The 25,141-nt window shown below is 70.4% G+C and carries 30 protein-coding genes; 13 read left to right on the forward strand and 17 right to left on the reverse strand.

Going from position 1 to position 25,141, the window contains the following annotated elements:
• Window positions 1-460: 460 nt before the first annotated feature.
• The 3 genes from ABE438_RS02120 to leuB form a co-directional block, all read right to left on the reverse strand.
• Window positions 461-1,033, reverse strand: a complete 573-nt coding sequence (locus ABE438_RS02120) for a methylated-DNA--[protein]-cysteine S-methyltransferase (RefSeq protein WP_346500723.1) — start codon at window positions 1,031-1,033, stop codon at window positions 461-463.
• Between the two features lie 60 nt (window positions 1,034-1,093).
• Window positions 1,094-2,050, reverse strand: coding sequence for a protein-methionine-sulfoxide reductase catalytic subunit MsrP (gene msrP, locus ABE438_RS02125; RefSeq protein ID WP_346500725.1), 957 nt, complete (start codon window positions 2,048-2,050; stop codon window positions 1,094-1,096).
• A gap of 164 nt (window positions 2,051-2,214) precedes the next feature.
• The gene (gene leuB / locus ABE438_RS02130; protein ID WP_346500727.1) at window positions 2,215-3,324 is read right to left on the reverse strand and encodes a 3-isopropylmalate dehydrogenase; all 1,110 of its coding nucleotides are present in this window, start codon (window positions 3,322-3,324) and stop codon (window positions 2,215-2,217) included.
• Between the two features lie 270 nt (window positions 3,325-3,594).
• Here leuB and ABE438_RS02135 point away from each other — a divergent pair, with 270 nt between their 5' ends.
• Window positions 3,595-4,305 carry a class I SAM-dependent methyltransferase gene (locus ABE438_RS02135; RefSeq protein ID WP_346500729.1) on the forward strand — a complete coding sequence of 237 codons (711 nt, stop codon included), beginning with the start codon at window positions 3,595-3,597 and terminating at the stop codon, window positions 4,303-4,305.
• Here the strand turns inward: ABE438_RS02135 and ABE438_RS02140 are convergent.
• Window positions 4,295-4,702, reverse strand: coding sequence for a RidA family protein (locus ABE438_RS02140; RefSeq protein WP_346500731.1), 408 nt, complete (start codon window positions 4,700-4,702; stop codon window positions 4,295-4,297). The genes ABE438_RS02135 and ABE438_RS02140 overlap by 11 nt on opposite strands.
• A gap of 3 nt (window positions 4,703-4,705) precedes the next feature.
• Window positions 4,706-5,878 carry a lytic murein transglycosylase gene (locus ABE438_RS02145; RefSeq protein ID WP_346500733.1) on the reverse strand — a complete coding sequence of 391 codons (1,173 nt, stop codon included), beginning with the start codon at window positions 5,876-5,878 and terminating at the stop codon, window positions 4,706-4,708.
• 248 nt (window positions 5,879-6,126) lie between these two features.
• On the opposite strand from ABE438_RS02145, the gene ABE438_RS02150 reads away from it, so the two are divergent.
• Entirely contained in the window at window positions 6,127-6,483 is a 357-nt protein-coding gene (locus tag ABE438_RS02150) for a DMT family protein (protein ID WP_346500735.1), read from the forward strand.
• 81 nt (window positions 6,484-6,564) lie between these two features.
• Window positions 6,565-6,864, forward strand: coding sequence for a hypothetical protein (locus ABE438_RS02155; RefSeq protein ID WP_346500737.1), 300 nt, complete (start codon window positions 6,565-6,567; stop codon window positions 6,862-6,864).
• A gap of 13 nt (window positions 6,865-6,877) precedes the next feature.
• On the opposite strand, the gene ABE438_RS02160 is transcribed toward ABE438_RS02155, so the two are convergent.
• From ABE438_RS02160 to ABE438_RS02170, 3 genes are all read right to left on the reverse strand, one after another.
• On the reverse strand, window positions 6,878-7,996 hold the full coding sequence (locus ABE438_RS02160) for a PQQ-dependent sugar dehydrogenase (RefSeq protein ID WP_346500739.1): 1,119 nt from the start codon (window positions 7,994-7,996) through the stop codon (window positions 6,878-6,880).
• An 86-nt stretch (window positions 7,997-8,082) separates the two neighbouring features.
• On the reverse strand, window positions 8,083-9,057 hold the full coding sequence (locus ABE438_RS02165) for a Bug family tripartite tricarboxylate transporter substrate binding protein (protein WP_346500741.1): 975 nt from the start codon (window positions 9,055-9,057) through the stop codon (window positions 8,083-8,085).
• 115 nt (window positions 9,058-9,172) lie between these two features.
• Window positions 9,173-9,652 (reverse strand): YaiI/YqxD family protein, encoded by a 480-nt coding sequence (locus tag ABE438_RS02170; RefSeq protein WP_346500743.1) that lies wholly within the window; start codon window positions 9,650-9,652, stop codon window positions 9,173-9,175.
• A 185-nt stretch (window positions 9,653-9,837) separates the two neighbouring features.
• On the opposite strand from ABE438_RS02170, the gene ABE438_RS02175 reads away from it, so the two are divergent.
• A complete protein-coding gene (locus tag ABE438_RS02175) occupies window positions 9,838-11,040 on the forward strand; it encodes a pyridoxal phosphate-dependent aminotransferase (protein WP_346500745.1) in 1,203 nt (400 codons plus the stop codon).
• A gap of 3 nt (window positions 11,041-11,043) precedes the next feature.
• Here ABE438_RS02175 and ABE438_RS02180 read toward each other — a convergent pair whose 3' ends face one another.
• Window positions 11,044-12,438 carry a hypothetical protein gene (locus ABE438_RS02180; protein ID WP_346500747.1) on the reverse strand — a complete coding sequence of 465 codons (1,395 nt, stop codon included), beginning with the start codon at window positions 12,436-12,438 and terminating at the stop codon, window positions 11,044-11,046.
• On the opposite strand from ABE438_RS02180, the gene ABE438_RS02185 reads away from it, so the two are divergent.
• Window positions 12,437-12,868 carry a rhodanese-like domain-containing protein gene (locus ABE438_RS02185; RefSeq protein WP_346500748.1) on the forward strand — a complete coding sequence of 144 codons (432 nt, stop codon included), beginning with the start codon at window positions 12,437-12,439 and terminating at the stop codon, window positions 12,866-12,868. The two genes, ABE438_RS02180 and ABE438_RS02185, sit on opposite strands and share 2 nt — an antisense overlap.
• Here ABE438_RS02185 and trmD read toward each other — a convergent pair.
• The 7 genes from trmD to ffh form a co-directional block, all read right to left on the reverse strand.
• A complete protein-coding gene (trmD, locus tag ABE438_RS02190; protein ID WP_346500750.1) occupies window positions 12,859-13,551 on the reverse strand; it encodes a tRNA (guanosine(37)-N1)-methyltransferase TrmD in 693 nt (230 codons plus the stop codon). The two genes, ABE438_RS02185 and trmD, sit on opposite strands and share 10 nt — an antisense overlap.
• A 62-nt stretch (window positions 13,552-13,613) precedes the next feature.
• Window positions 13,614-14,249: a type B chloramphenicol O-acetyltransferase gene (catB, locus tag ABE438_RS02195; protein ID WP_346500752.1), complete on the reverse strand. Its 636-nt coding sequence runs from the start codon at window positions 14,247-14,249 to the stop codon at window positions 13,614-13,616.
• Window positions 14,250-14,459: 210 nt separating this feature from the next.
• On the reverse strand, window positions 14,460-15,131 hold the full coding sequence (locus ABE438_RS02200; protein WP_346500754.1) for an HAD family hydrolase: 672 nt from the start codon (window positions 15,129-15,131) through the stop codon (window positions 14,460-14,462).
• On the reverse strand, window positions 15,121-15,645 hold the full coding sequence (gene rimM, locus ABE438_RS02205; protein ID WP_346500756.1) for a ribosome maturation factor RimM: 525 nt from the start codon (window positions 15,643-15,645) through the stop codon (window positions 15,121-15,123). Before rimM ends, ABE438_RS02200 begins: the two co-directional genes overlap by 11 nt.
• Window positions 15,646-15,744: 99 nt before the next feature.
• Window positions 15,745-16,104 (reverse strand): 30S ribosomal protein S16, encoded by a 360-nt coding sequence (gene rpsP, locus ABE438_RS02210; RefSeq protein ID WP_346500758.1) that lies wholly within the window; start codon window positions 16,102-16,104, stop codon window positions 15,745-15,747.
• An 11-nt stretch (window positions 16,105-16,115) separates the two neighbouring features.
• A complete protein-coding gene (locus ABE438_RS02215) occupies window positions 16,116-16,382 on the reverse strand; it encodes a hypothetical protein (protein WP_346500760.1) in 267 nt (88 codons plus the stop codon).
• Window positions 16,379-17,986: a signal recognition particle protein gene (ffh, locus tag ABE438_RS02220; RefSeq protein WP_346500762.1), complete on the reverse strand. Its 1,608-nt coding sequence runs from the start codon at window positions 17,984-17,986 to the stop codon at window positions 16,379-16,381. Before ffh ends, ABE438_RS02215 begins: the two co-directional genes overlap by 4 nt.
• Before the next feature lie 325 nt (window positions 17,987-18,311).
• On the opposite strand from ffh, the gene ABE438_RS02225 reads away from it, so the two are divergent.
• The 4 genes from ABE438_RS02225 to ABE438_RS02240 all read left to right on the forward strand — a co-directional run bounded on the left by ABE438_RS02225 (window position 18,312) and on the right by ABE438_RS02240 (window position 21,339).
• Window positions 18,312-18,881, forward strand: a complete 570-nt coding sequence (locus ABE438_RS02225) for a CAP domain-containing protein (protein ID WP_346500764.1) — start codon at window positions 18,312-18,314, stop codon at window positions 18,879-18,881.
• A gap of 76 nt (window positions 18,882-18,957) precedes the next feature.
• Entirely contained in the window at window positions 18,958-19,584 is a 627-nt protein-coding gene (locus ABE438_RS02230; RefSeq protein WP_346501033.1) for a LysE family translocator, read from the forward strand.
• Between the two features lie 52 nt (window positions 19,585-19,636).
• Window positions 19,637-20,230 (forward strand): class I SAM-dependent methyltransferase, encoded by a 594-nt coding sequence (locus ABE438_RS02235; RefSeq protein ID WP_346500765.1) that lies wholly within the window; start codon window positions 19,637-19,639, stop codon window positions 20,228-20,230.
• Between the two features lie 53 nt (window positions 20,231-20,283).
• On the forward strand, window positions 20,284-21,339 hold the full coding sequence (locus ABE438_RS02240; RefSeq protein ID WP_346500767.1) for an MBL fold metallo-hydrolase: 1,056 nt from the start codon (window positions 20,284-20,286) through the stop codon (window positions 21,337-21,339).
• A gap of 25 nt (window positions 21,340-21,364) precedes the next feature.
• On the opposite strand, the gene ABE438_RS02245 is transcribed toward ABE438_RS02240, so the two are convergent.
• On the reverse strand, window positions 21,365-22,198 hold the full coding sequence (locus ABE438_RS02245) for a GyrI-like domain-containing protein (RefSeq protein WP_346500769.1): 834 nt from the start codon (window positions 22,196-22,198) through the stop codon (window positions 21,365-21,367).
• Here ABE438_RS02245 and ABE438_RS02250 point away from each other — a divergent pair.
• The 4 genes from ABE438_RS02250 (at window position 22,197) to ABE438_RS02265 (ending at window position 25,140) form a co-directional block, all read left to right on the forward strand.
• Window positions 22,197-22,343 carry a hypothetical protein gene (locus ABE438_RS02250; RefSeq protein ID WP_346500771.1) on the forward strand — a complete coding sequence of 49 codons (147 nt, stop codon included), beginning with the start codon at window positions 22,197-22,199 and terminating at the stop codon, window positions 22,341-22,343. The two genes, ABE438_RS02245 and ABE438_RS02250, sit on opposite strands and share 2 nt — an antisense overlap.
• Window positions 22,340-23,224, forward strand: a complete 885-nt coding sequence (gene dapF / locus ABE438_RS02255) for a diaminopimelate epimerase (RefSeq protein ID WP_346500773.1) — start codon at window positions 22,340-22,342, stop codon at window positions 23,222-23,224. Before ABE438_RS02250 ends, dapF begins: the two co-directional genes overlap by 4 nt.
• 1 nt (window position 23,225) lies before the next feature.
• On the forward strand, window positions 23,226-24,497 hold the full coding sequence (mtaB, locus tag ABE438_RS02260) for a tRNA (N(6)-L-threonylcarbamoyladenosine(37)-C(2))-methylthiotransferase MtaB (protein WP_346500775.1): 1,272 nt from the start codon (window positions 23,226-23,228) through the stop codon (window positions 24,495-24,497).
• A gap of 94 nt (window positions 24,498-24,591) precedes the next feature.
• Window positions 24,592-25,140, forward strand: a complete 549-nt coding sequence (locus ABE438_RS02265; RefSeq protein WP_346500777.1) for a hypothetical protein — start codon at window positions 24,592-24,594, stop codon at window positions 25,138-25,140.
• The last annotated feature ends 1 nt before the right edge of the window (window position 25,141 follow it).

Here is a 25,141-nt window from a genome sequence, read left to right on the forward strand (position 1 = left end):
AACACCACATTCCCGCCCCGTTTCGTCCCTGCAGCGGCTGCTCGCAGCTGCACAGTTTCCGCGCCGACGGAGAACTGCGCGCGGCAGCAGCGCGAAAATGCGGCACTCGGCGCCTGCCTTTTTTCCGCCACACCTGCGGCAGACGCAAGGCAATGCGGAATTATGACGCAACCAGCCCAATTCTCATGCATCAAGCGCATGACCGCCCCGCCGAATGCTGCATTGCAAAAAGGCACGACCTGCCCGATATTCAGCTCACGGTTGTTCGGAACGGGCTCCGCATTCTCCTCCCGGCGTCGAGTTCGTTCCAGCCGTTCCCCTCTGAGATGTTTGGCGCTCTGCGCTGAATGTTTCAAACTTCTAGGCCGGCTCCTTCGGGACGCCGGCCTTTTTTCTTGCCTATCGCTCTTCCATTCACGGCATCCGCCGCGGGGCTGCCTGCCCGTTTTTCAGGCGCCGGCTAGTGCGTGCGCGCCTGCAGCGGCAAAGCCTCGAACAGCGAGGGCTGCGCGCCGGTGCGTGCCTTTTCGATGGTCAGCAGCCTGAGCTTGGTCTCGACGCCACCATCCGCCGAGAAGCCGCCGGTGCCGCCATTGGCCGCGAGCACGCGGTGGCAGGGCACGATGATAGGGATCGGATTGCGCCCGAGAGCCACCCCGACGGCCCGCGCCGCACCGGGCTCGCCGATCCGCGCAGCCACCTCGCCATAGCTCAGTGTCTCGCCATGCGGGATCGCCAGCGCCACCGCGTAGACGCGCCGCTCGAACGGCGTCGCGGCGTCGAGGTCGAGGTCGAGTGCCACATCGGAGAAATCGACCGCCTCTCCCGCCATCAGGGCGACGATGCGGGCGATGGCCGCGCGGATCGTGGGAGGCGGCTCGGCCTCGCCGGCCTCGGGGCAGCGCCGCGCGAGGCGCTTTCGCGCCGTCGCCTCGTCACGCTCCGGCAGCTGCGCGGCGACGATGCGCCCGTCGCGCCAGACCAGGGCGCAACGGCCGATCGCCGTGTCGAAGAAGCAGAAGGACGTCTCCATGGCGGCAGGATAGCCTTGCATGCCGGCGCATGGCACCCGATTCCCGCCGTCGCCTCAGGCTCAGGCCCAGAGGCGTTCCTTTTCGAGGCCCTTGTAGAGGCCGGCCACCTGCTCGGCATAGCCGTTGAACAGCAGCGTCGGCCGGCGCTCGCGCGAGCCGAGCACCTGCTCGCTCGCCTGGCTCCAGCGCGGATGCGCCACCTCGGGGTTCACATTGGCCCAGAAGCCGTATTCCGAGGCCTGCAGCCCCTCCCAGAAGGTCTTGGGCTGCTCGGCGACGAAGCTGATGCGGTTGATCGACTTGACCGACTTGAAGCCGTACTTCCACGGCACGATCAGCCGCAGCGGCGCACCGTGCTGGTTCGGCACCGGCTTGCCGTAGATGCCGGTCACCATCAGCGTGAGGTCGTGCGTCGCTTCGGCCAGCGTCAGCCCCTCGGTATAGGGCCAGGGCAGCCAGCGCTGCCCCTGGCCCGGCGCCATGCGCGGATCGAGGAAGGTCTGCATCTGGATGTATTTGGCACCCGATTGCGGACGGGCGAGCTCGACCAGCTTCCGGAGCGGGAAGCCGGTCCACGGCACGGCCATCGACCAGGCCTCGACGCAGCGGAAGCGGTAGAGCCGCTCCTCGACGCCCATCTTGCGGATCAGCTCGTCGGCGTCGATCTCGAAGGGCTTCTCGACCAGCCCGTCGATCTTGATCGTCCAGGGTCGGGCGACGAGGCGCTTGGCCGCGCCCGCCACGTCCTTCGACATGCCGAACTCGTAGAAATTGTTGTAGCTCGCCGCGAGCTTCTCCTCGGTAAGCGGCCGGTCCAGCGTGAACGCCTCGTTGCGCTTCGCCGGATAGAGGTCGCTCGTCGGAGCCGTGGTGTCGGCCCGTGCGAGGCCCGGCAGCGCCGTGCCCGCGACGAGACCGGCGGCGCCCGCCAGCCACTGGCGGCGGTCGAGATAGACGGATTCCGGGGTCGCGGCGCTCTCGGGCAGTTCCCAGCCGGCGCGGTGCCTGATCAGCATGACGGACATACTCCGTGTCGATTGGCGGTCAGCCTAGTGCTCCCCGCGCACCCGACCAACTCACGAGAGGGAGAGCGGTTGCGCCGCAAACGTGAACGGCCCGCGCGAGGCGGGCCGTCAGAGCGTCCAGTCGTGGCCCGCACGGAGGCGGAGCCGAAGCCGCCTCAGCCGCGGGCTTCGAGCGCCTTGATGATCGCGTCGCCCATCTCGGTGGTCGAGACGGCATTGGCGCCCGGCGCCGCGATGTCCTTGGTGCGCGTGCCGGAGCCCAGCACGTCGGCGATCGCGCCCTCGAGACGGTCGGCGGCCTCGCCGGCGCCGAAGGAGTAGCGCAGCGCCATGGCGAAGGAGCCGATCATCGCGATCGGGTTCGCGAGGCCCTTGCCGGCGATGTCGGGCGCCGAGCCGTGGACGGGCTCGTAGAGCGCCTTGCGCTTGCCGGTCGCCGGATCCTCGGCGCCCAGCGAGGCGGAGGGCAGCATGCCGAGCGAGCCGGTCAGCATCGCCGCCACGTCGGAGAGGATGTCGCCGAACAGGTTGTCGCAGACCACGACGTCGTACTGCTTCGGCCAGCGCACCAGCTGCATGGCGCAGTTGTCGGCCAGCACGTGCTCGAGCTCGACATCCTTGTATTCGGCGGCGTGCAGGGCGGCGACCGTCTGCTTCCAGAGTACGCCGGTCTTCATGACGTTGTGCTTCTCGGCCGAGGAGACCTTGTTGCGGCGGGTGCGCGCCAGCTCGAAGGCGACGCGCGCGATGCGCTCGATCTCGCCGGTGGTGTAGAGCTGGGTGTCGACGCCGCGCTTCTGGCCGTCCTCCAGCGTCACGATCTCCTTCGGCTCGCCGAAATAGACGCCGCCGGTCAGCTCGCGCACGATCAGGATGTCGAGGCCCTCGACGACCTCGGGCTTTAGCGACGAGGCCGAGGCCAGCGCCGGATAGCAGATCGCCGGGCGCAGATTGGCGAACAGGCCGAGATCCTTGCGCAGGCGCAGCAGGCCGGCCTCGGGACGGTGCTGATAGGGCACATCGGCCCATTTCGGCCCGCCGACCGCGCCGAACAGCACGGCGTCGGCGTCCTGGGCGAGCTTCATGTCGCCTTCCGAGATCGCCTGCTTGTGGGTGTCATAGGCGATGCCGCCGACCAGGCCTCGCTCCAGCGCGAAGGAGGCCAGACCGGTCTTCTCGAACCAGGAGACGATCTTCTCGACCTGGGCGGTCACTTCGGGGCCGATACCGTCGCCGGGAAGCAGCAGCAGCTTGTGGGTCGCCATGGTCGAGAGCCTCGCGCAATCTGAAAAGAATGGTGCCGGGTGATTACGGGCGCTGCTCGCCGCAGGCAAGCGCAACCGCGCCTGCCGGGCGCACACCGGCCCCACCGACGGGACATGACATCGAAACGCCACGGCCCGGCGCAAGAACCGGCCCAGCACCGGAGCCCTCGGCAGGACAGGAGCAGCCCGCATGAGCAGCGATCGCGAACAGGACGCGGATCGCTCCACCCGGCCGCAGCGCGCGGCTTCGCCTCCGGCGCCGACGCCTATGTGCGCCGCAGGCCGGACTATCCGCCGGCGCTCGGCACCTGGCTGCGGGACACGATCGGCCTGGGCCCGGGCCGGCGCGTGCTCGACCTCGGCGCCGGAACCGGAAAGTTCGCACCGCTGCTGCTCGCCACGGGCGCGGAGGTCATCGCCGTCGAGCCGGTGGCGGCGATGCGCGACAGGCTGGCGGCCGCCTATCCCGCCGTCACCGTGCACGAAGGCAGCGCCAAGACGATCCCCCTGGCGGATGCCAGCCTCGACGCGTTGATCTGCGCCCAGTCCTTCCACTGGTTCGCCAATGCAACAGCGCTGCGCGAGATGGCGCGTGTGCTGCGGCCCGGCGGCCGGCTCGGCCTGGTCAGGAACCAGCGCGACGCCACGATCGGCTGGGTCGCCCATTTGGGCGAGCTGGTGGCGCGCTACGAGGGCGACGCGCCGCGCGCCCATCGCGGCGGCTGGAAGGCGGCTTTCCCGGCGGAGGGCTTCGGCCCGCTGCTGCGGGCAGACTTCGCCTTCGGCCATAGCGGCCCGGCGGAGGACGTCATCGTCGCGCGCGTGCTCTCGACCAGCTTCATCGCGGCGCTCGATCCAGCGGCGCGCGACGCGGTCGCGGCCGAGGTCAGGACGCTGATCGCCGGCGAACCCGCGCTCGCCGGCGAGACGTCGGTGACCGTGCCCTATCGCACCGAGGCCTACAGCGCCGTCAGGCTGTGACGGCGGCCGGGCGCAGCCGCGCCGTCACCTCGATCTCGACCTTGAGCTCGGACTTCAGCAGGCCGGAGATCACATAGATGCCGGCCGCCGGGCGGATCTCGCGGAAGACCTCGCCGCAGACGGCGAGCACCGGCTCGCAATAGGCCGCATCGGTGACGAAATACTGGGCCCGCACCACCTCGGCCAGCGATGAGCCGGCCTCCGCCAGCACGCTCTCCAGCGTGCGGAAGATGTTGCGCGCCTGGGCGCCGACATCCTCGGGCAGCGCCATGGTCGCGTAGTCGTAGCCCGTCGTGCCGGAGACGAAGACATAGTCCCCGTCGACGACGGCGCGCGAATAGCCGAAGGCGTGCTCGAAGGGCGAGCCGGTGGAGATCAGGCGACGCGTTTCGCTCATGATTCAGCGCCCCCGCAGCGCGCGCAGGACCTTCTCGCCCGGCCGCCCGGTCGGCGGCATGCCGAGCCGGCCCTCGACGTCGTGGATCGCGGCGCGGGTCAGCGAGCCGACCGCGCCGTCGGGCTCGCCGACATCGTAGCCGCGGGCGATCAGCAGGCGCTGCAGCTCGCGGCGCTGCTCGCGCGAGAGCGGCAGGTCGTCGGTCGGCCACTGGCCCTGCACGCCGGGGCGACCGCGCAGCCGGTCGGAGAGCAGCGAGATCGCCAGCGCATAGGAATCGGCGCCGTTATAGCTGAAGGCGGCGTCGTAGTTCTTGAAGACAAGGAAGGCCGGGCCGTTGCGCCCAGCCGGCATCAGCAGCCCTGCATTGCCGCCACCCGACAGCGCCGAGCCGTCGAACTTCACGACGCCCTGCCCGGCCCAGTGGGAGACCGGGCGCTTCGGGTTGCGGCCGGTGCCGCCGGAATAGCTGCCCGGCACACGGACCTCATAGCCCCAGCTGGCGCCGGTGACCCAGCCGGCCCGGCGCATGAAATTCGCGGTCGAGTGCAGCGCATCGGGGATCGAATCGACCAGGTCGCGCCGGCCGTCGCCGTCACCATCGACCGCCAGCCGCATATAGGTCGACGGGATGAACTGGGTGTGGCCGAAGGCGCCGGCCCAGGAGCCGACCAGCTGCTCCAGACGCAGGTCGCCGCGCTGGACGATCTGCAGGGTCGAGATCAGCTCGTTGCGGAAGAAGGCGTTGCGCCGCGGCGCCAGGCAGGCCCCGGTCGAGAGCGCCTGGACCAGCGGCCAGCGCCCGCGCGCCTTGCCGAAATCGCTCTCCACGCCCCAGACGGCGACGATCGTGTGCCGGTCGACGCCGAAGCGCTTCTCGGCCGCCGCCAGCGTGCCGGCGTGCTGGCGCAGCATGCGGCGGCCCTCCGCCACCTTCTCGTCGTCGACCAGCGTGCCGAGATAGTCCCAGATCGGCGTCTTGAACTCGGGCTGGTTGTTCATCGCCTCGATGATCTTCATGTCGGGCGTGACGCCCGACATAGCCCGGTCGAAGGTGGCGGCGCTGACGCCCTTCGCCATCGCGGCCGAGCGCAGCCCTGCGACGCAGGAGGCGAAATTCGCCGATGCGGCCGAGGCAGCGAAGACGACGGGCAGGGCGAGGATCAATGCGCGCATGGGTCCACCTGAACGAGACAATGCCGCCAAACTACGGCGCGATCCTTAAGAGAGGTTAACCATGCGGGGCGAGACGCACCGCGCCTGGATGCGCTATGTAACCGTGAAGCGACACGATTCCGCCTTTTCACCGCCATGACCGCAGCGCTCTGTCCGCGATCCGGCCCGCCTCCCCCGGCCGGACGACGCACCGCGACAGAGCGTCGCCCCTCCGATTCTCCCTCTCCCTCCGTCAAGGGTCTCCCGCCATGCCGGCCCTGAGCTCCGCCCATCTGCTGCCCGTCCTCATGCTGGTCGGGTCGAACATCTTCATGACCTTCGCCTGGTACGGGCATCTCTCCTACAGGGGCGCCGCGCTCTGGATCGTCATCCTGACCAGCTGGATGATCGCGCTGCCGGAATACATGCTGGCCGTCCCCGCCAACCGGATCGGCTACGGCGTCTATTCGGCCGCCGAGCTCAAGACGATCCAGGAAGTGGTGACGCTCACCGTCTTCGCGCTGTTCTCGGTGTTCTGGCTCAAGGAACAGCTCACTTGGAGCCATGCCGTCGGCTTCGCGCTGATCGCGGCCGGCGCCTTCTTCATCTTCCACGCCAAGGCCTGACCAGCCACCCGATCGGACCCGCCGCCCCTCGCCGGGGCCGCGGGGGCTTCGTCACGCCCTGACCCCGCCCAGGAACAGCCCATGCCCAACCGCCTGCCGCTCTCGCTCGCCCTCGTCCTCTGCGCCGCGCCGGCGCTCGCCGGCCCGACCTGCGCGCCGGCCGATTCCAGCGCCCAGATCCTCGCCTCCGCGACGATCGACGACGTCCATCCCGACTGGCGCAGCCGCAAGGTCGGCTATGGCTGGTCGGTGCAGGTCCGCCGCGACGCCCATGACGATGCCGGCATTACCTATCATGTCGGGGATCTCTACGACACGCGCGGCAAGCTCGCCGCGCGCAACGTCTTCATCGTCGAGCACCAGTGGGATTGCGGCCCCTGAGAGGACCATCGCCTCACGGGGCGGGGCGCACCCGCAGCACGCGCCCCTTCGCATCGTCGCTGAGCAGGTAGAGATAGCCGTCCGGCCCCTGCCGCACGTCGCGGATGCGCTCGCCGAGCCCGTCGAGCAGGCGCTCCTCGCCGGTCACCGCCTCGCCTTGTGTCGAGAGCCTGACCAGCATCTGCCCGGCGAGCCCGCCGACGAAGAGCGAGTTCTTCCAGCCCGGCCAGCGCTCGCCGGTGTAGAAGGCGGCGCCCGAGGGCGCGATCGAGGGATCCCAGTAGAACAGCGGCTGCTCCATGCCGGCCTTGGCGGTGCCTTCGCCGATCTTCAGCCCCGAATAGTCGACGCCATAGGTGATGACGGGCCAGCCATAGTTCAGCCCGGCCTTGGGCGTGTTGATCTCGTCGCCGCCGCGCGCGCCGTGCTCGGCGGTCCAGAGCTGGCCGCTCTGCGGATGCAGCGCCGCGCCCTGGACGTTGCGATGGCCGATCGACCAGATCTCGGGCTGCCAGCCCGGCTTGTTGGGATTGTCGGCCGGCACGCTGCCGTCGGGCCTGATGCGGATCACCTTACCGATATGGTTGGCCGGGTTCTGCGCCTCGTCGCGCTGGCCGTAGCGGTCGCCCGTGGTGACGAAGAGCGCGCCCGTCCGGTCGAAGACCAGCCGCGAGCCGAAATGCATGTTGCTGTTGATCGTCGGCATCTGCCGGAAGATCACCGCGACCTGCTCCAGTGCCGTGTCGGCCTGGTTCAGCTTGCCGCGCGCCACGCTGGTGCCGTTGCCGCCGGCGCGCGGCTCGGCGAAGGAGAGATAGATCAGACGGTTGCCGGCGAAATCCGGATCGAGCGCCACGTCGAGCAGGCCGCCCTGGCCGCGGCCGGTGACATTGGGCGTATTGGCGATGGCGGCCGAGAGCTTGCCGTCGGAAGAGACCAGCCGCAGCCGGCCGGCGCGCTCGGTGACCAGCATCCGCCCGTCCGGCAGGAAGGCGAGGCCCCAGGGGTTCTGCAGCCCCTCGGCAACCGTCTCGACGACGAGGTCGCCGGCGCTGGACTTGAAGCGTTGCTGCGCCTGCGCGGGGAGCGCGGCGAGGCACAGTGCGAGAGCGGCGACGAAGGCTGGGCGCATTCCGGTTCTCCTCCCTGGACGGCCACAGGCTCGCGCGGCTTCGTGACGACAGCGCGGCAGGCGCCGCGCCGTCGTGCTGGTCGTGCTCAGGCCGGCTGGACGCCCGCCTCCTTGATGATCTTCTCCCAGGTGGCGATCTCCTGGAGGTGATAGGGCTTGAACGCTGCCGGATCGCGCACCTTGAGCGTGAAGCCGAGCTTCAGGATCTTCTCGCTGATCTCCGGCTTGGACAAAGCCGCCATCACCGATTTCGAGAGGGCGTCGAGCACCGGCGCCGGCACCGCGGCAGGCGCGAAGAAGGCGGCCCAGGAATCGGCGTCGGCATCGCTGACGCCCTGCTCGCGCAGCGTCGGAATGTCCTTGGCGCGCGGATTGCGCTCCGGCGAGGCCAGCGCCAGCGCCCGCATCGTGCCGGCATTGATCTGCTCGAGCACCGAGGGCAGCGTCGAATTGGCGATGTCGATGCGCCCGCCGACGAGCTCCTGCACCAGCGGCGCCGCGCCGCGGAACGGCACATGCGTCATCTTGATGCCGGTGCGCTGCATGAACAGCTCCATCGCCAGATGCGAGCCGGAGCCGACGCCGGTCGAGCCGTAGTTGAGCTTGCCGGGCTCGGCCTTGGCCAGCGCCACCAGCTCGGCGATCGACTTGGCCGGCAGGTCGTTGCGCACGACAAAGGCATGCTCGAAGGCGCCGACGCCGCAGACCGGTGCGAAGTCCTTCACCGCGTCGTAGCCCGGGTCCTTCAGCAGGAACATGTTGTTCCCGTGGGTCTGGTTGTTGCCGAAGATGAAGGTGTGCCCGTCCGGCTCGGCCTTGGCGACGGCGCGGGTGCCGACCGCGCCCGAAGCGCCGGCCCGGTTGTCGACCACGACGTTCTGGCCGATCGTGCCGGACATCTCCTGCGCCACGAAACGGGCGATCGCGTCGGTCGGCCCGCCGGCGGGATAGGGCACCACCAGCGTGATCGGCCGCGACGGGAAGCTCTGCGCCCGCAGCACGGACGGCGCGAAGACGGCCCCGGCGACGAGGCCGAGCGTGGTACGGCGGGTGAACGACATCGAGATCCTCCCTGGGCCCGCCGCTCATGCGGCGCGGCTTTGCTCGCGGCGAGGATTACGGAGAAAGCGCCGGCCCGTCCAGCCGAGGGCCGAAAGGCACCCGCGCGCGCCCGTTTCAGGCGCGCAGCCCGGCCCGCTTCAGCCGCTGCACCGCGACCTCCAGCGCCTGGAGGAAGGCGGAGCGGTCTCGGGGCGAGAACGGCTTCGGCCCGCCGCCCGCCATCCCCATGGCGCGTAGATCCTCCATCATGTCGCGCGTCGCCAACGCCATGCCGATCGAGGCGTCGGTGAAGGGCTTGCCGGTCGGGCCGATGACCTCCGCCCCGGCCTTCAGGCAGCGATCGGCCAGCGGGATGTCGGCAGTGATCACGATGGCGCCGCGCGCGGCCCGCTCGGCGATCCAGTCATCGGCCGCGTCGAAGCCGCCCGAGACCGTCACGCGCTCGATCCCCGGCTCGCGCGGCACCGCGATCATGCTGTTGGCGACCACGAAGACGCGCAGCCCGTGCCGGCCGGCGACACGGTAGATCTCCGGCTTCACCGGGCAGGCATCGGCATCGATATAGATCGCGATGCGGGGGCTGTTCTCGTCCATGGCTGGGCCATCGCAGCCGGAGGGCTCGGACGCAAGCCGCGCGACGCGAAACCTGCCCTCCCGATGCATGCCCATTCGCTTCCTTTCTGGCTGGTATCACCGGCTCTGGCTTGCGGAGCCGTGCTCGTAAGCCTAAACCACGCCCGCGCCGGAGCAGGCGCCCCTCATTCCCGGAGATCTGGACCATGGCTTTTCTTGCCGACGCCCTGAAGCGCGTGAAGCCGTCTGCGACCATCGCCATCACGCAGAAGGCCCGTGACCTGAAAGCGCAGGGCAAGGACGTGATCTCGCTCTCCGTCGGCGAGCCGGACTTCGACACGCCGGACAACATCAAGGAAGCGGCCATCGCCGCCATCCGCCGCGGCGAGACGAAGTACACGCCGGTGGCCGGCATCCCGCAGCTGCGCGAGGCGGTCGCCCGCAAGTTCAAGCGCGAGAACGGCCTCGACTACAAGCCGTCGCAGACCATCGTCTCGACCGGCGGCAAGCACGTCATCTACAACGCCCTGCTCTCGACGCTGAACCCCGGCGACGAGGTGATCTGCGTTGCGCCCTACTGGGTCAGCTACCCGGACATGGTGCAGCTCTGCGGCGGCGTCGCGACCTTCGCCCACACCACGATCGAGAACGACTTCAAGCTCCAGCCGGAAGAGCTCGAGCGCGCGATCACGCCCAAGACCAAGTGGGTGATCATGAACTCGCCCTCGAACCCGTCGGGCGCGGCCTATACCCGCGACGAGATGAAGAAGCTCACCGACGTGCTGATGCGCCATCCGCATGTCTGGATCCTCTCGGACGACATGTACGAGCACCTGGTCTATGGCGACTTCCAGTTCGTCACCCCGGCCCAGGTCGAGCCCGGCCTCTACGAGCGCACGCTGACCATGAACGGCGTCTCGAAGTCCTACGCCATGACCGGCTGGCGCATCGGCTACGCGGCCGGCCCGCAGCATCTGATCACCGCCATGGACACGGTGCAGGGCCAGCAGACCTCGGGCACCTCGGCGATCTCGCAATGGGCCGCGGTCGAGGCGCTCGACGGCACGCAGGAGCACATCCCGGTGTTCAAGAAGGCGTTCGAGCGTCGCCGCGACCTCGTCGTCTCGATGCTGAACCAGACCCGCGGCCTGAAGTGCCCGGTGCCGGAAGGCGCCTTCTACGTCTACCCGGACTGCTCGGAGCTGATCGGCAAGACCATGCCGAACGGCAAGAAGATCGAGACCGACGAGGACCTCGTCCTCGGCCTGCTGGAGACCGAAGCGGTCGCCGCCGTGCACGGCTCGTCCTTCGGCCTCGGCCCGAACTTCCGCATCTCCTACGCCACGGCCGACGAGACGCTGGAAGAGGCCTGCCGCCGCATCCAGCGCTTCTGCGCCGAGCTGCGCTGAGACCTACTCCTCGGGAAGCGAGCGCCTGATCTCCGCGGTCAGGCGCTCGACCCGGGCGAGATAGTCCCGCGAACCGGAGCGGCGGAAGGTCTCCGCCGCCTCGACCAGCACGGCGAGCGCGTCCCTGCGGCTCCGCGCCGCGACCGCCGAAAGCTCCGCCCGCCGCGTCTCCTCCTCGGCCGGCACCTGCCCCGCCAGCCTGTCCGCCGTCTGCGCCATCTGCGACAGGCCGAGCGCCAGCCGATAGCGGCCATAGGCGGCGTCCAGCCGCTCCTCCCCCGCCTCGAAGGCCGCGATCGACTCGCGCTGCTCGCGCAGCCCCTGCTCGTGGATCGCGAGATCGGCCGCCGCCAGCCCGAGCTGCCCGCGCGCCGCGCCCATGTTCGACATCGACCGCGCCCAGGAACTCCGGTTCCGCGTGCGGTCGAACAGCGGCAGGCTCTTTTCGTAGAGCGCGAGCCCGCGCTCGAAATCGCGGCGATCGCCGGTCAGCACGCCGCGATCGACATAGGCCGCGCCGAGATTCTGCCAGAGCTTGCCGGAGTCGAAGGACGGCGCCTGCGCCTCTGCATAGGGCAGTTCCGCTTCATACGCGGCGATCGCCCGCGCGATCAGCGGCACGCGCTGCTCGGGTGCCGCGAAAGTCGAGGCGTAGCTGTAGGCATTGCCGATATCGTTGGCGAGGTCGAAGCGGTCCGCCGCCGCGATGGGCGTGCGCATCGTCGCCTGCGTCGAGGCCAGCAGCTCCGCCGCCGCCTGCAACCGCCTGGCATCGTTGAACCAGCGCCCGGCCGCGACGAGGCTGCGGCCGGCCGATTGCAGCGCCACCATACGGCAATCGTCGTCGTCCTCGTCACACAAGCCGGCGCTCGCCTGTGCCAGCTCGGCGGCGATCTCGTGGACGCGCCCGTTATCCGCCTGGTCCGCCACGCGGCCATAGGCGAAGGCCGGCAGGTTCGGCGTACCGGCGAAGGCCCCGCTGCGCAGCCCCATCAGCACGAGCCCGTTGGCGTCGCGCAGGCGGGCGAGGCGCTCGGCCGGGTTCGCCTTGCCCGCGCCTTCCAGCACGACAGCGGCCTGCAGCAGCGCCGCATCGCCCGGCGGGAAACCCGCCACGACGCGGCCGCAGGCATTGGCGCGCCCCTCGTCGGAAGACTCGGTGCAGAGTTCCTCGCGCGGCGTCGCGCCGAAGCGCTGGAGCGCGTCGAGCCGCAGCAGATGGGTGCGGCCGGCGATCGTGATGCGCAGCGGCTCCGGCTCGGCTAATCTGGGCGGCAGCGACGGGCGCGACTGGCCCGGCACCGCATGCCACAGCTTCGTCAGCAGGCGCCTGGCGTCGTGCGGCGCGATGGCGGCGATCAGGACGGCGGCGAAGGCGATGTACAGAAGCAGACGCATGCAGGATCACCCTAGCACGACGCGGCGCCGGTTCGTCTCGGGCCTCGCCGCGCTGCCCCTCGCCGCGGGAACGGCATCCGCACAGGCTCCGGCCTCGCTACCGGTGCGCGAGGCGCTGGCCGCGGCCGAGGCCGGCCGGCTGACGCTCGTCGACATCCGCACGCCCGACGAATGGGCCGATACCGGCGTACCCCGCGGCGCGCGCCCGCTCGACGTGACAGGCTCCGCCTTCGAGGTCCGGTTGGCGGGCTTGCGGCTCGATCATCCCGGCCGGCCGATCGCCCTGATCGACCGCAGCGGCGCGCAGTCCTCCGCCACGGTGCGCAAGCTCGCCGGGCGCGGCTGGCGCGATCTCCTCGCGGTGCGCGACGGCATGCTCGGCCCCGCGGGCTGGCTCGCCGAGAAGCTGCCGGTGACGGCCTATCCCTGATCGCGGTCGAGCAGGTCGGGCCGGCGCGTCCGGGTGATCGCCTCGGCCTGCTCGCGCCGCCAGCGCGCGATGCGCGCATGGTCGCCCGAGAGCAGCGCCTCGGGCAGGCCCCGCCCCTCCCATTCGCGCGGGCGGGTGTAGTGCGGATATTCGAGCAGCCCGTTCTCGAAGCTCTCCTCCTCGCCGGAAGCCTGCTTGCCCATCACGCCGGGAATCAGGCGGACGCAGGCGTCGAGCAGCACCATGGCGGCCATCTCGCCGCCGGAGAGGATGTAGTCGCCGATCGAGACCTCGGTCAGGCCGCGCCCCTCGATCACGCGCTCGTCGACGCCCTCGAAACGCCCGCAGACGATGACCACGCCGTCACCCGCCACATAGTCGCGCACCATGGCTTGGGTCAGCGGCCGCCCGCGCGGCGACATCAGCAGGCGCGGGCGGGTATCGCCATCGGGCACGGCCGCGTCGATCGCCGCCGCCAGCACGTCGCAGCGCAGCACCATGCCGGCGCCGCCGCCGGCTGGATTGTCGTCGACCTTGAGATGCCGGCCGATGCCGTGCTCGCGGATCTGGTGCGCGGCAAGCGACCACAGGCCGGTGCGAAGCCCCTCCCCCGCCAGCGAATGGCCGAGCGGGCCGGGGAACATCTCGGGATAGAGCGTGAGGACGGAGGCGCGAAACGACATGCGCCTCTTCTGGCACGAAACGGCGGCCGCGTCACCCGTGCAACACGGCCGCCGCGCCCGGCTCAGCCCGGCTGGACGTGCGTCGTCCAGTAGGCGTGCAGCCCGTCGACATCGCCGCTGGTTAGGAGCGGCATCGCGCCGCGCAGGGCCTCGTCGCTCCAGTCCCACCAGGCGAGGTCGAGCAGCAGCGCGATATGGCGGTCGTCGAAGCGCTTGCGGATCGTCTTCGCCGGGTTGCCGCCCATGATGGCGTAGGGCTCGACGTCGCGGGTGACGAGCGCCCGCGTGCCGATCACCGCGCCATGGCCGATACTGACTCCCGGCATCACGATCGCCTCGGAGCCGATCCAGACATCGTTGCCGATCACCGTGTCACCGGCGGGCAGATAGCCGTCGCGCGCGCCGGCGAAGCTCGGCTCGTCGGGCAGGTAATGGAACGGAAAGGTGCTGATCCAGTCGTTCCGGTGGCCCTGATTGCCGGCCATGATGAAGGCCGCACCCGAACCGATCGAGCAGAAGCTGCCGACGATCAGCCGGTCCGCGCCCTCCTGCGGCAGCAGGAAGCGGGCGCAGTCGTCGAAGCCATGGCCGTGATAATAGCCGGAGTAATAGCTGTGGCGCCCCACCATGATATTGGGATGGCGCACCTGCGCGGTCAGCGGAATGCCCTTGAAGGGGCTCTCGAACACATTGGTCATTGGGGACAACTCGCATCGGCGCGCCCGCCGCGAGGCAGGTCGTCGCCATTCAGACATGAGGAAGGGCGGGCGCCCGGTGCGACCGGGGCCCGTCAGGCCTGGCGTCCGGCGCCTCAGGCGAGGCGGGACGCGATGGAGCTGGTACAGTGGGCCTGCTTCATGGTGCGGGCAGTCTAGCGGGCGGCCCGGCCGCCCGCAATGCGCGGCGGTTCAGGCGAAGGAGAGCGCCGGCAGATCGGCAAGCGCGGTGAAGTCCTGCGCGGTGGCGATCACATTGGGGTAGCCGGCGAAGGCCTCGGCCGGCAGCATGGTCAGCAGCGCGACGGCGCGCATGCCGGCCCGGCGGGCGGCTTCGACGCCGTTCGGCGCGTCCTCGAAGACGATGCAGTCCTGCGCCGCCACGCCCATGCGCTCGGCGGCCGCCAGGAACAGGTCGGGATGCGGCTTGCCGCGGAAACCCTGGCTCGGCGAGACGATGGTGGCGAAGCGCTCGCGGATCGCCAGCGTGTCGAGGATCAGCCCGATATTGGCCGGGGCCGCGGCGGTGCCGACGGCCATCGGCACGCCATGTCTGCGCGCCTTGTCGAGCAGCGCCGGCAGCCCGCCGAGCGCCGCGACATGCGGGCGATAGGTCTCGCGATAGAGCGCTTCTTTCTCCTCGGCGAGCCGGTCGAGCTCGGCCGCGTCGGCGGCGGGGAAATGCGGGCCGATGATGTCGGAGATCGCCATGCCGGCCGTGCGCGCCGAGAAGGTCTCGCGCTCGAAGGGCAGGCCGTAGCCGCGATACCAGCTCTCCCAGGCATCGTCGTGGAAGCGCATATTGTCGACGATGGTGCCGTCCATGTCGAAGATCAGCGCGCGCGCCGGGGTCTCAGCCTTCATCGTCGTCCTCGAACAGACCGGCGGGCGGGTCCGCCTCGATACGCTTGCCGGCGATGTCGATGCGCGGTGTGCAGGCCTTGGTGAAGGGCATCAGCACCGAGCGCCCGTCGGGCGTCGCGATGTCGAGCAGGTCGCCGGCGCCGTAATTGGCGACGGCGGAGACGGTGCCGAGCACGGCACCATCGAGGCCGACGACCGTGCAGCCGACGAGATCGGCCTGCAGGAACTCGTCCTCGTCCTCGGGTGGCGGCAGCTTGGCGCGGTCGACCAGCAGCTCGACGCCGGTCAACGCCTGGGCGGCCTCCCGGCTGGTCACGCCCTTGAGCCGCGCGACGACCACCTCCTTGGCGGGGCGGATCGCGGCGATCTCGAAGCGGCGGCCCTGGCGGTCGACCAGCGGGCCGTAATCGGCCAGCGAAAGCGGATCGCCGGTGAAGGCCTTGATCCGCACCTCGCCATGGACGCCGTGCGGCGCCCCGACGATGCCGAGCAGGACGAGGGTGTCCTCAGCCATGGGCGTCATGCCGCGGCAAAGCCCCGGCATCTCCCGACGAGAGCTTCACCGGCCCGCGCACAGCGCAGGCCGGGAACGACGACCATGTCGGCACGGACCTCACTCGGCGGCGGCTTCGCCGGCACCGGCCTTCTCGGCGCGGGCAGCGGCGCGCTCCTTGGCCTTCTCGCCGGGCTCGGCCTTCTTCGGGTTGTTGCGCGAGGGGCGCTTGGCGATGCCGGCGGCATCAAGGAAGCGCAGCACGCGGTCGGTCGGCTGGGCGCCCTTGGCGAGCCAGGCCTTGGCCTTCTCGACGTCGAGCACGACGCGATCCTCGGCGTCCTTGGCCTTCATCGGGTCATAGGCGCCGATCTTCTCGATGAAGCGGCCGTCGCGCGGCGAGCGGGCGTCGGCGACGACGATGCGGTAGTACGGGCGCTTCTTGGCGCCACCACGGGTCAGGCGGATCTTGAGAGACATGGTCTGTTTCCTTATGCGTCGTTCAGTCGTTTCATTTCGGCGATAGCCGCTTCCAGCTCCGCCTCTCCTTGCATCGGCGTCGACTTGAAGACCTCGAAGTCGAGATCGCCGTCTTCGCGAATGTCGATTTCCCACTTCTCTCCCGGCACGTTCGCCACGATCGAAACCGCGTCGTACCGGTAGACGACCAGGGAATGGTCGATCTGGGCAGCCTTCAGCTTGGCCTGGAGGCTCCAGAGCTTTTCCAGCATCGCCTCGGCGCTGATGGAAGGGCTCACTTCTTCTTCCCCCCGAACGGGCCTCCGAGGCCCGGCAGGCCGCTCTTGCCGCCCAGTCCGGGCAGCTTCGGCATCATGCCCGCCGGGGGCGTCACGCCCTTGGGCAGACCGGGCAGGCCGCCGGGCGGGAAGCCGGGAAGGCCGCCGCCACCGCCGCCGAGCTGCTTCTGGAGCTCAGCGAGCTGTGCCGGGTCCATCTTCGACGGGTCGGGCATGCCGGCCGGCAGGCCGCCCATGCCGCCCATGCCGCCCATGCCGCCGCCGATGCCGAGCATCTGGCCGAGCTTGCCGAGCATGCCGCCCTTCTGCCTGGCCATCATCTTCATCATGTCCGCCATCTGGCGGTGCTGCTTGAGCAGCCGATTGATCTGTTCCGGCGAGGAGCCCGAGCCGGCGGCGATGCGCTTCTTGCGGCTGTTCTTGAGCAGGTCGGGGTTCTTGCGCTCGGCCGGCGTCATCGAGTCGATGATCGCGATCTGGCGCCGGATCATCTTGTCGTCGAGCTTGGCGTTGGCGAGCTGGCCCTGCATCTGCTTCATGCCGGGCAGCATGCCCATCACGCCGCCGAGGCCGCCCATCTTCTCCATCTGCTGGAACTGGGCGCGCATGTCGGCGAGGTCGAAATTGCCTTTGGCGAGGCGCTGGGCGACCGCCTGGGCCTGCTCGGCGTCGATGGTCTGCGCCGCCTTCTCCACCAGGCCGACGATGTCGCCCATGCCGAGGATGCGGTTGGCGACGCGCGAGGGATGGAACTCCTCGAGCGCGTCGGTCTTCTCGCCGGTGCCGACGAGCTTGATCGGCTTGCCGGTGACGGCGCGCATCGACAGGGCCGCGCCGCCGCGCCCGTCGCCGTCCATGCGGGTCAGCACGATGCCGGTCAGGCCGAGGCGGCCGTCGAAGGCACGCGCGGTGTTGACCGCGTCCTGGCCGGTCAGCGCGTCGGCTACCAGCAGGACCTCGTGGGGATCGGTCGCCGCCTTGACCTCGGCGACCTCCGCCATCAGCGCTTCGTCGAGCGTGACGCGGCCGGCGGTATCGAGCATCACCACGTCGTAGCCGCCGAGGCGGCCGGCCTCCATGGCGCGCCGCGCGATCTGCACGGCGGACTGGCCGGCGACGATCGGCAGCGTCTGCACGCCGACCTGGCCGCCGAGCACCGCGAGCTGCTCCATCGCGGCCGGACGGCGCGTATCGAGCGACGCCATCAGGACCTTCTTCTTGTCCCGATCGGTGAGTCGGCGCGCGATCTTGGCGGTCGAGGTGGTCTTGCCCGAGCCCTGCAGGCCGACCATCAGGATCGCGACCGGCGGCACCGCGTCGAAGGAGATGACCTCGCCCTCGCCGCCGAGCGTCTCGATCAGGACGTCGTTGACGATCTTGATGACCTGCTGGCCGGGGGTGACCGACTTCAGCACCTCGGCGCCGACGGCGCGCTCGCGCACCTTGTCGGTGAAGCTGCGCACGACCTCGAGCGCGACGTCCGCCTCGAGCAGCGCGCGCCGCACCTCGCGCAGCGCGGCGTTGACGTCGTCCTCGGTCAGCGAGCCCCTGCGGGTCAGGCCCGAGAGGATGCCGGAGAGTCTGTCGCTCAGCGTGCCGAACATGCGGCCCCTTGTCGGTTGCGGTTGGCGCCCGGCCCGGCATCACCGTCACGCATCCGTCCAAGCGGTTTCGCGCCCGAGGGCGCAGCGCGCTGTCGGGCGTTGACCTCCGGGCTCGTGAAGCTGCTGGCAGCGGCCCGGTCGGCGGATGGGGTTTCGGCGATGTCGGCGAAACGAATGCCGGGGTTTAAGCGGGAGAATGCAGCAAAAGTCAAGATTGCCCGCTCGCACCCGCGCAGGGGCGGAGACAATCGCGCCATGATCGTGCTCTAGGGCGGGTCGTTCGTCCATCCCGCCGCACCGCCCGCCCAGGACTTCCGGACCGCGCATGAAACTCGCCCTGCCCGCCGTCATCGCCCTCCTGCTCGCCGGCTGCGCCGGAACCCAGCGCGAGACGACACAGCCGAATCCCCGCACCGTCCAGCGCCTGGCGAGCGTCAGCGTCGATCCGGCCGAGGCCGTGCGCATCCTCAACGCCCACCGGGCCGGCCGCGGCCTCGGCCCTGTCAGCCTCGACCCGACGCTGACCGCGATGGCGCAGAGCCAGTCGGACGCGATGGCGCGCGCCGATTCCCTCTCCCACAGCGTCGGCGGCAGCTTCGGCTCGCGCGTCCATGCCGCCGGGCTCGACGCCGGCTACTCGGCCGAGAATCTCGGCGCCGGCTATTTCTCGACGCAGGAGGCCTTCGACGGCTGGAAGAAGTCGACCGGACACGCCGCCAACCTCGTCATGCCGCAGGTCACCCGCATCGGCATCGCGCTCGCGAAGAACCCGCAGACCCGCTACGGCGCCTGGTGGACGCTGGTCCTGGCGGGCGAGGCGGCGCCGCGCCGCGAGCTCTCGACGGGCCCGCTGGCTCCGGCCGGCGGCCGCACCACCTTCCGCTGGGGCTCCTGAGCCCTTTACAAATCCGGAGCCTTGGTGATGGCTGGTGCCGGGATAGCAGCATCTTCCGGACAGAGAGGCCGTCATCATTAGCATCGAAACCTGGCTGGCCTTCGCGGGCGCGAGTGCCGTTCTCCTCGTCATTCCGGGGCCGACCATCCTGCTGGTCGTCTCCTATGCGCTCGGCCAGGGCTGGCGCACCGCCATGCCGATGGCGGTCGGCGTCGCGCTCGGCGATTTCACCGCGATGACGTTGTCCATGCTCGGGCTGGGCGCGCTGCTCGCCACCTCGGCGACGGTGTTCACGGCGCTGAAATGGGTCGGCGCCGCCTATCTGATCTATCTCGGGGTCAAGCTCTTCCGCGCAGGCGGCGAGCTCGACGCCAAGCCGCGCCATGACGCCACCTCCGCCGCGAAGATGCTCGGCCATGCCTGGCTGGTCACGGCGCTGAACCCGAAAAGCATCACCTTCTTCGTCGCCTTCCTGCCGCAGTTCCTCGATCCGGCCGCCGATTTCTGGACGCAGATGCTGATCTTCGAGACGACCTTCGTCTGCCTCGCCTTCGCCAACGCCTTCGGCTACGCGCTGATCGCCTCCCGCGCCCGCTCGGTGGTCCGCAATCCGCGCGCCATCGCCCGCTTCAACCGGGCCGGCGGGCTGGCGCTGATCGGCGCCGGCATCGCGACGGTGGCCGTCCGCAGCGGCAAGTCCTGATCTGCGCCGGAAGATCCCGTGCGACAGCGACTAGCCCCGAGGACACGAGACTATGCCGACCGACGAGACACTCGGGTTCTACGCCCGCGAAGCCGAGGCCTATGCGACCCGTGCCCGCGAAGCGGACATGGAGCGGCTGCGCCGCTTCGCCGGCGCGATCCCGCCGGGCGGGCGCGTGCTGGAGCTCGGCTGCGGCGGCGGCCATGACAGCGAGGAGCTGATCCGGCTCGGGCTCGACCTGTTGCCGACCGACGGCTCGCCCGAACTGGTCGCGCAGACCGCGCGGCGGCTCAGGCGGCCCGCCGAGCTATTGCTCTTCGAGGACCTCGCCGACGAGAACCTCTATGCCGGCATCTGGGCCAATGCCTGCCTGCTGCACGTGCCGCGTGCGGCGCTGCCGGGGATCCTCGCCCGGATCCACCGGGCATTGCGCCCCGGCGGGCTGTTCCAATCGAGCTACAAGGCCGGCGAGCGCGAGGGTCACGACCGCTTCGGCCGCTTCTTCAACTATCCCTCGGCGGACTGGCTGCGCGGCGTCCACCGCGACGCAGACTGGGCCGCCGTCACGATCGAGGAGGATCTCTCCTCCGGCTATGACGGCGAGCCGACGCGCTGGCTGCACGTCACCGCGGTCAAGAGGGCGTGAACCGGGCGGCCGGCTCTGACGCCGGCGCGGTTTCGGACTACATCTCCCCTGCCATGAACCGTCGCAAGCTCCTCCGCGCCCTCGCGCTTCCCGCCCTTCTCGGCGGCTCCGGCGTCGCCTGGGCCTCCTATCGCCGCAGCAACAATCCCTATTACCAGGGCCCCGTCAGCGACCATTTCAACGGGGTGGTGTTCAGCGACGGCCGGCCGATCCGCAAGGGCCTCACCGATTTCCTGCGCTGGCAGATCAATCGCGCGCAGGAGGCTTTCCCGGCGCAGTATCCCACCCCGCCGCAGGACCGGCCGCCGGCCCGCGTCGCCGGCGCCCGCCTGGTCCATCTCGGCCACGCCTCCTTCCTGCTGCAGGCGGGCGGCCTCAATATCCTGATCGACCCGGTCTATTCGGAACGGGCGAGCCCATTCTCCTTCTTCGGCCCGAAGCGTGTGAATGCGCCGGGCGTCGCCTTCGCCGACCTGCCGCCGATCGACGTGGTGCTGGTCAGCCACAATCATTACGACCATCTCGACGTCGAGTCGCTGGCGCGGCTCCACACCCGCGACCGGCCGCGCATGATCATGCCGCTCGGCAACGACACCATCGTCAAGGCGCGCGATCCGGCGATCCGGGCCGAGGCGCATGACTGGGGCGCCAGGCTCGCGCTGTCGGACGATGTCGCAGTCACGCTGGTGCCGAGCTATCACTGGTCGGCGCGCGGGGCCTTCGACCGGCGCATGGCGCTGTGGTGCTCATTCGTCATCGAGACACCGGCGGCGAAGCTCTTCCATGTCGGCGACACCGGATTCCATGACGGCTCTCTCTACGAACGCCTCGGCCGCGAGCACGGGCCGTTCCGCCTCGCCGTGCTGCCGATCGGCGCCTATGAGCCGCGCTGGTTCATGGGCGACAACCACATGAATCCGGCCGAGGCGGTCGAGGTGATGCGCCTGCTACGGGCCGAGCAAGCGCTCGGCCACCATTGGGGCACCTTCCAGCTGACCGACGAAGGCATCGAGCGGCCGATCGAGGCGCTCGCTTCGGCGCTCGACGCCGCAGGCCTGCCGCAGGAGCGCTTCAAACCGATGCGGCCGGGGCTGGTCTGGGAGGCGTAACGGCGCGCCCGTGCCCGCCGCCGTCTCAGCGCGGCTGGACGTAGACGTTGATCTCGAGATTCGGGTCGCCCGGATCGGTCAGCTCGCCGACATATTCCTCCAGGAACGCGTCCTTCACCGTGATGCCCTTGGCGTCGAGATAGGCGGTGATGGTCTCGTAGGTGGAATCGATGTCGTCATAGGGCGCGACATGGACGAAGCGCAGCGAACGCCCGGCCGGTGACTGGCCCTGGCGGATGCCCTCGCCCAGCGTCGCCGCCGCGGCCGGATCGAGCACGCGATCTACCGGCAGCATCGCCTCGAAGCGGAAGCCGTTATCGTCGGTCTCGACGAACAGGGTGAGCGGCCGGCCGGCCTGCTTGAGCCCGGCCTTTTCGGCGGCGGCGCGCAGGCGTGTCGCGCTCTCCGAAAGCTGCTTGAAGCCATCGTCCCAGCTGGCGCGGCCCGCCAGCATCAGGACGGTGCGCGGCTTGAGGTCGACCTCGTCAACGTCGGAAGCGTCGCCCGGCTTGCCGGCCAGTGTCGATTTCGGATCCGGCGCGCCGCTCTGCTGCTGTACCGGTGGCGCCGGCGGCGGGGCGGTCAGCGGCGGCGCCGGAGGCGGCTGCACCGGCTGCGGCTCGAGCGGCACCTGCGGCGTCGGCGGCGGCTTCACAGGCTCGGGCATGGCGGGAGCCTGCAGGGTCGGCGCCGGCTGGACCGGCTGCGGCCCGCCGGGAACCGGGGCCGGCGGCGTCGCGGGCTCGGAAGGCGCAGGTTCGGGCTGGGCGGGCGGCGACACGGTCTGCGCGATCGCGGCGGGCGCGACGGCGGCCATGGCCAGCGTGAGGACGACGACGCGAAGAGAGGACCGCCGCATGGCTGACATTCCCGAAAGGGCACGATCGATTCGCACCGCCATTGGTGACGATACGCCGAACGCCGCTCGGCAAGAAGATCGCGAAGGGTGGCGTTTTTTCGACGGTTCAGTCATAGAGCCGCATCATCAAGGACCTGTGACATGAACGCCCTGGCCAATCGCCGGTTCCTCGCCATGAACGGGCTCGGCAACGAGATCACCGTGCTCGACCTGCGCGGCAGCCGGCATGTCGTCAGCGCGGCGGAAGCCCGCGCCATCGCCGCCGCGCCGGGCGGCCATTTCGACCAGCTGATGGTCCTGCACGATCCGCGCACGGACGGCACCGACGCCTATGTCCGCATCTACAACACCGACGGCTCGGCCGCCGGCGCCTGCGGCAACGGCACGCGCTGCGTCGCCTGGGCGATGACGGCCGATTCCGCCATGGCGATCCCCGGCCGGGAGCGGCTTCTGCTGGAGACGAAGGCCGGCCTGCTGCCCGCCACCCGCGAGGCCGATCTCGTCTTCACGGTCGACATGGGCGCGCCGCGCCTCGCCTGGGACGAGATCCCGCTGGCCGAGCCCTTCGCCGACACCAGCCGCATCGAGCTGCAGATCGGCCCGATCGACGATCCGGTGCTGCACACGCCCTGCTGCGTCAGCATGGGCAATCCGCACGCCGTCTTCTTCGTCGACGATCCCTATCGCTTCAATCTCGCGCAAATCGGCCCGCTGCTCGAGAACCACCCGATCTTTCCCGACCGCGCCAATATCGGCCTCGCCGCCGTCACCGCGCCGGACCACATCGAGCTGCGCGTCTGGGAACGCGGCGCCGGCATCACCCAGGCCTGCGGCTCGGGCGCCTGCGCGGCATTGGTCGCGGCCGTGCGCCGCGAGCTCAGCGACCGCAAGGCCACCGTCAGCCTGCCGGGCGGCGACCTCGTCATCGCCTGGCGCGAGAGCGACGGTCATGTGCTGATGACCGGCCCGGTCACCTTCGAGCGCGAAGGCAGGCTGGATCCTGCCCTCTTCGGCGCGCTGGGCTAGGATGGGCGTCGAGGTCCGCACCTTCGGCTGCCGGCTCAACCTCGTCGAGGGCGAGGCGCTGGAGGCGCAGGCCAAGGCCGCGGGCCTGCGCGACCTCGCGGTGGTCAACAGCTGTGCCGTCACGGCCGAAGCGGTGCGCCAGGCGAGACAGGCGATCCGCCGGCTCAAGCGTGCCGCGCCGCAGCGCCCGGTCGTGGTCACCGGCTGCGCCGCACAGATCGATCCGAACGCCTTCGCCGCCATGCCGGAGGTGACGCGCGTGCTCGGCAACACCGAGAAGCTCGACCCCGCCCAATGGCGCGCGCTGGCCGGCGCCAACCGCCCGCCCGACGATGCCGCGGCACCGGCGGACAAGCTCGCTGTCGGCGACATCATGACGGCGCGCGGCGCGAGCGCCTGGCGCACGCGCCCGCTCGCCGACCATACGCGCGGCTTCCTGCAGGTGCAGAACGGCTGCGACCATCGCTGCACCTTCTGCGTCATCCCGCTCGGCCGCGGCAATTCCCGCTCGGTCGCGCTGGCCGACGCGGTGGCACAGGCCCGGCTGCTCGTCGCGGACGGGGCGCGCGAGATCGTCCTGACCGGCGTCGACCTGACCAGCTATGGCCGCGAGGACGCGGCAGCGCCCGGCCTCGGCACGCTGGTCCGCGCCATCCTCGACGCCGTCCCCGAACTGCCGCGCCTGCGCCTCTCCTCGCTCGACGCCGTCGAGATCGACGACGAGCTGCGCGCCCTGATCGCCGGCGAGCCGCGGCTGATGCCGCATCTGCATCTCTCGCTGCAATCGGGCGACGACCTCATCCTGAAGCGGATGAAGCGCCGGCATGGCCGCGACGATGCCGTGGCCTTCTGCGCCGAAATGCGCCGTCTGCGGCCGGAGATCGTCTTCGGGGCAGACCTGATCGCCGGCTTCCCCACCGAGGACGAGGCGATGTTCGCCCGCACCCTCGCGCTGATCGAGGATTGCGGGCTGAGCTATGTCCACGGCTTCCCCTACTCGGCCCGGCCGGGCACGCCGGCCGCCCGCATGCCGCAACTCCCGGCCGCGCTGGTGCGCGAGCGCGCGGCCAGGCTGCGCGAGGCGGCGGATGCGGCGCAGGCCCGCCATCTCGCCGCCCGCATCGGCCGGCCGCTCACCGTCCTGACCGAGCGCGGCGGCACCGGGCGGGCCGAGGATTTCACGCTGGTGCGCTTCGCCGCCGCGCCGCCGCCCGGCCGAATCGTGCCCGTCACCGCCGGCGATTGGGCCGGCAAGGCTCTGCTCGCGGCTTGACGCTGCGCCCGCGAGTGACCATTCAGACCGTCACCGGCGTCTCGCCGAGGCCGCAATTCGGGACTAGCGCATCGCCATGACCAGCAGACTTCGCATGTCCGCCCTCCTCGTCGCCGCTCTCGCGGCCGGCCCCGCCCTGGCGCAGTCCTATGGCGACGCCGCCACCGGCCTATCGATCTCGCCGCCGGCAGGTTTCGCCGCCAAGGTGGGCAGGGCGCGCGGGCAGTACGACGCCGCGATCGACATCTCCGCGACCGGCGCGGGCGCGCCAAAGCCGTCCGGCCGCGACGGCGTGCTCTGCACGCTGGGCTTCAAGGCCGGCCCGCAGAACGCGGAGGTCACCCGCGAGGCGATCAACGAGCAGATGCTGCGCCCGGAATGGCAGCAGCTCTATCGCGACATGTTCGGCAAGATCGGCACGGTCTCGGAGCTGGTCGCCTTCGAGCACCAGGGCTTCAACGGCATCGAGGCGGTGGTGACCCCGCAGGTCGACGGCAAGCCGGCCCCCAGCCGCCTCGCCGTCTTCGCGCTGGAGACCCCGCGCGGCCGCACCGTCCTGAGCTGCGGCCTCGACGCCGCGGGCTTCGACAAGGCCCTGCCGCAGCTGCGCCAGCTGCGCGAGACCATGCACGCCCCGGAATGAG

This window comes from Allobosea sp. TWI1241, from assembly GCF_039673065.1.
Lineage (GTDB): Bacteria > Pseudomonadota > Alphaproteobacteria > Rhizobiales > Beijerinckiaceae > Allobosea.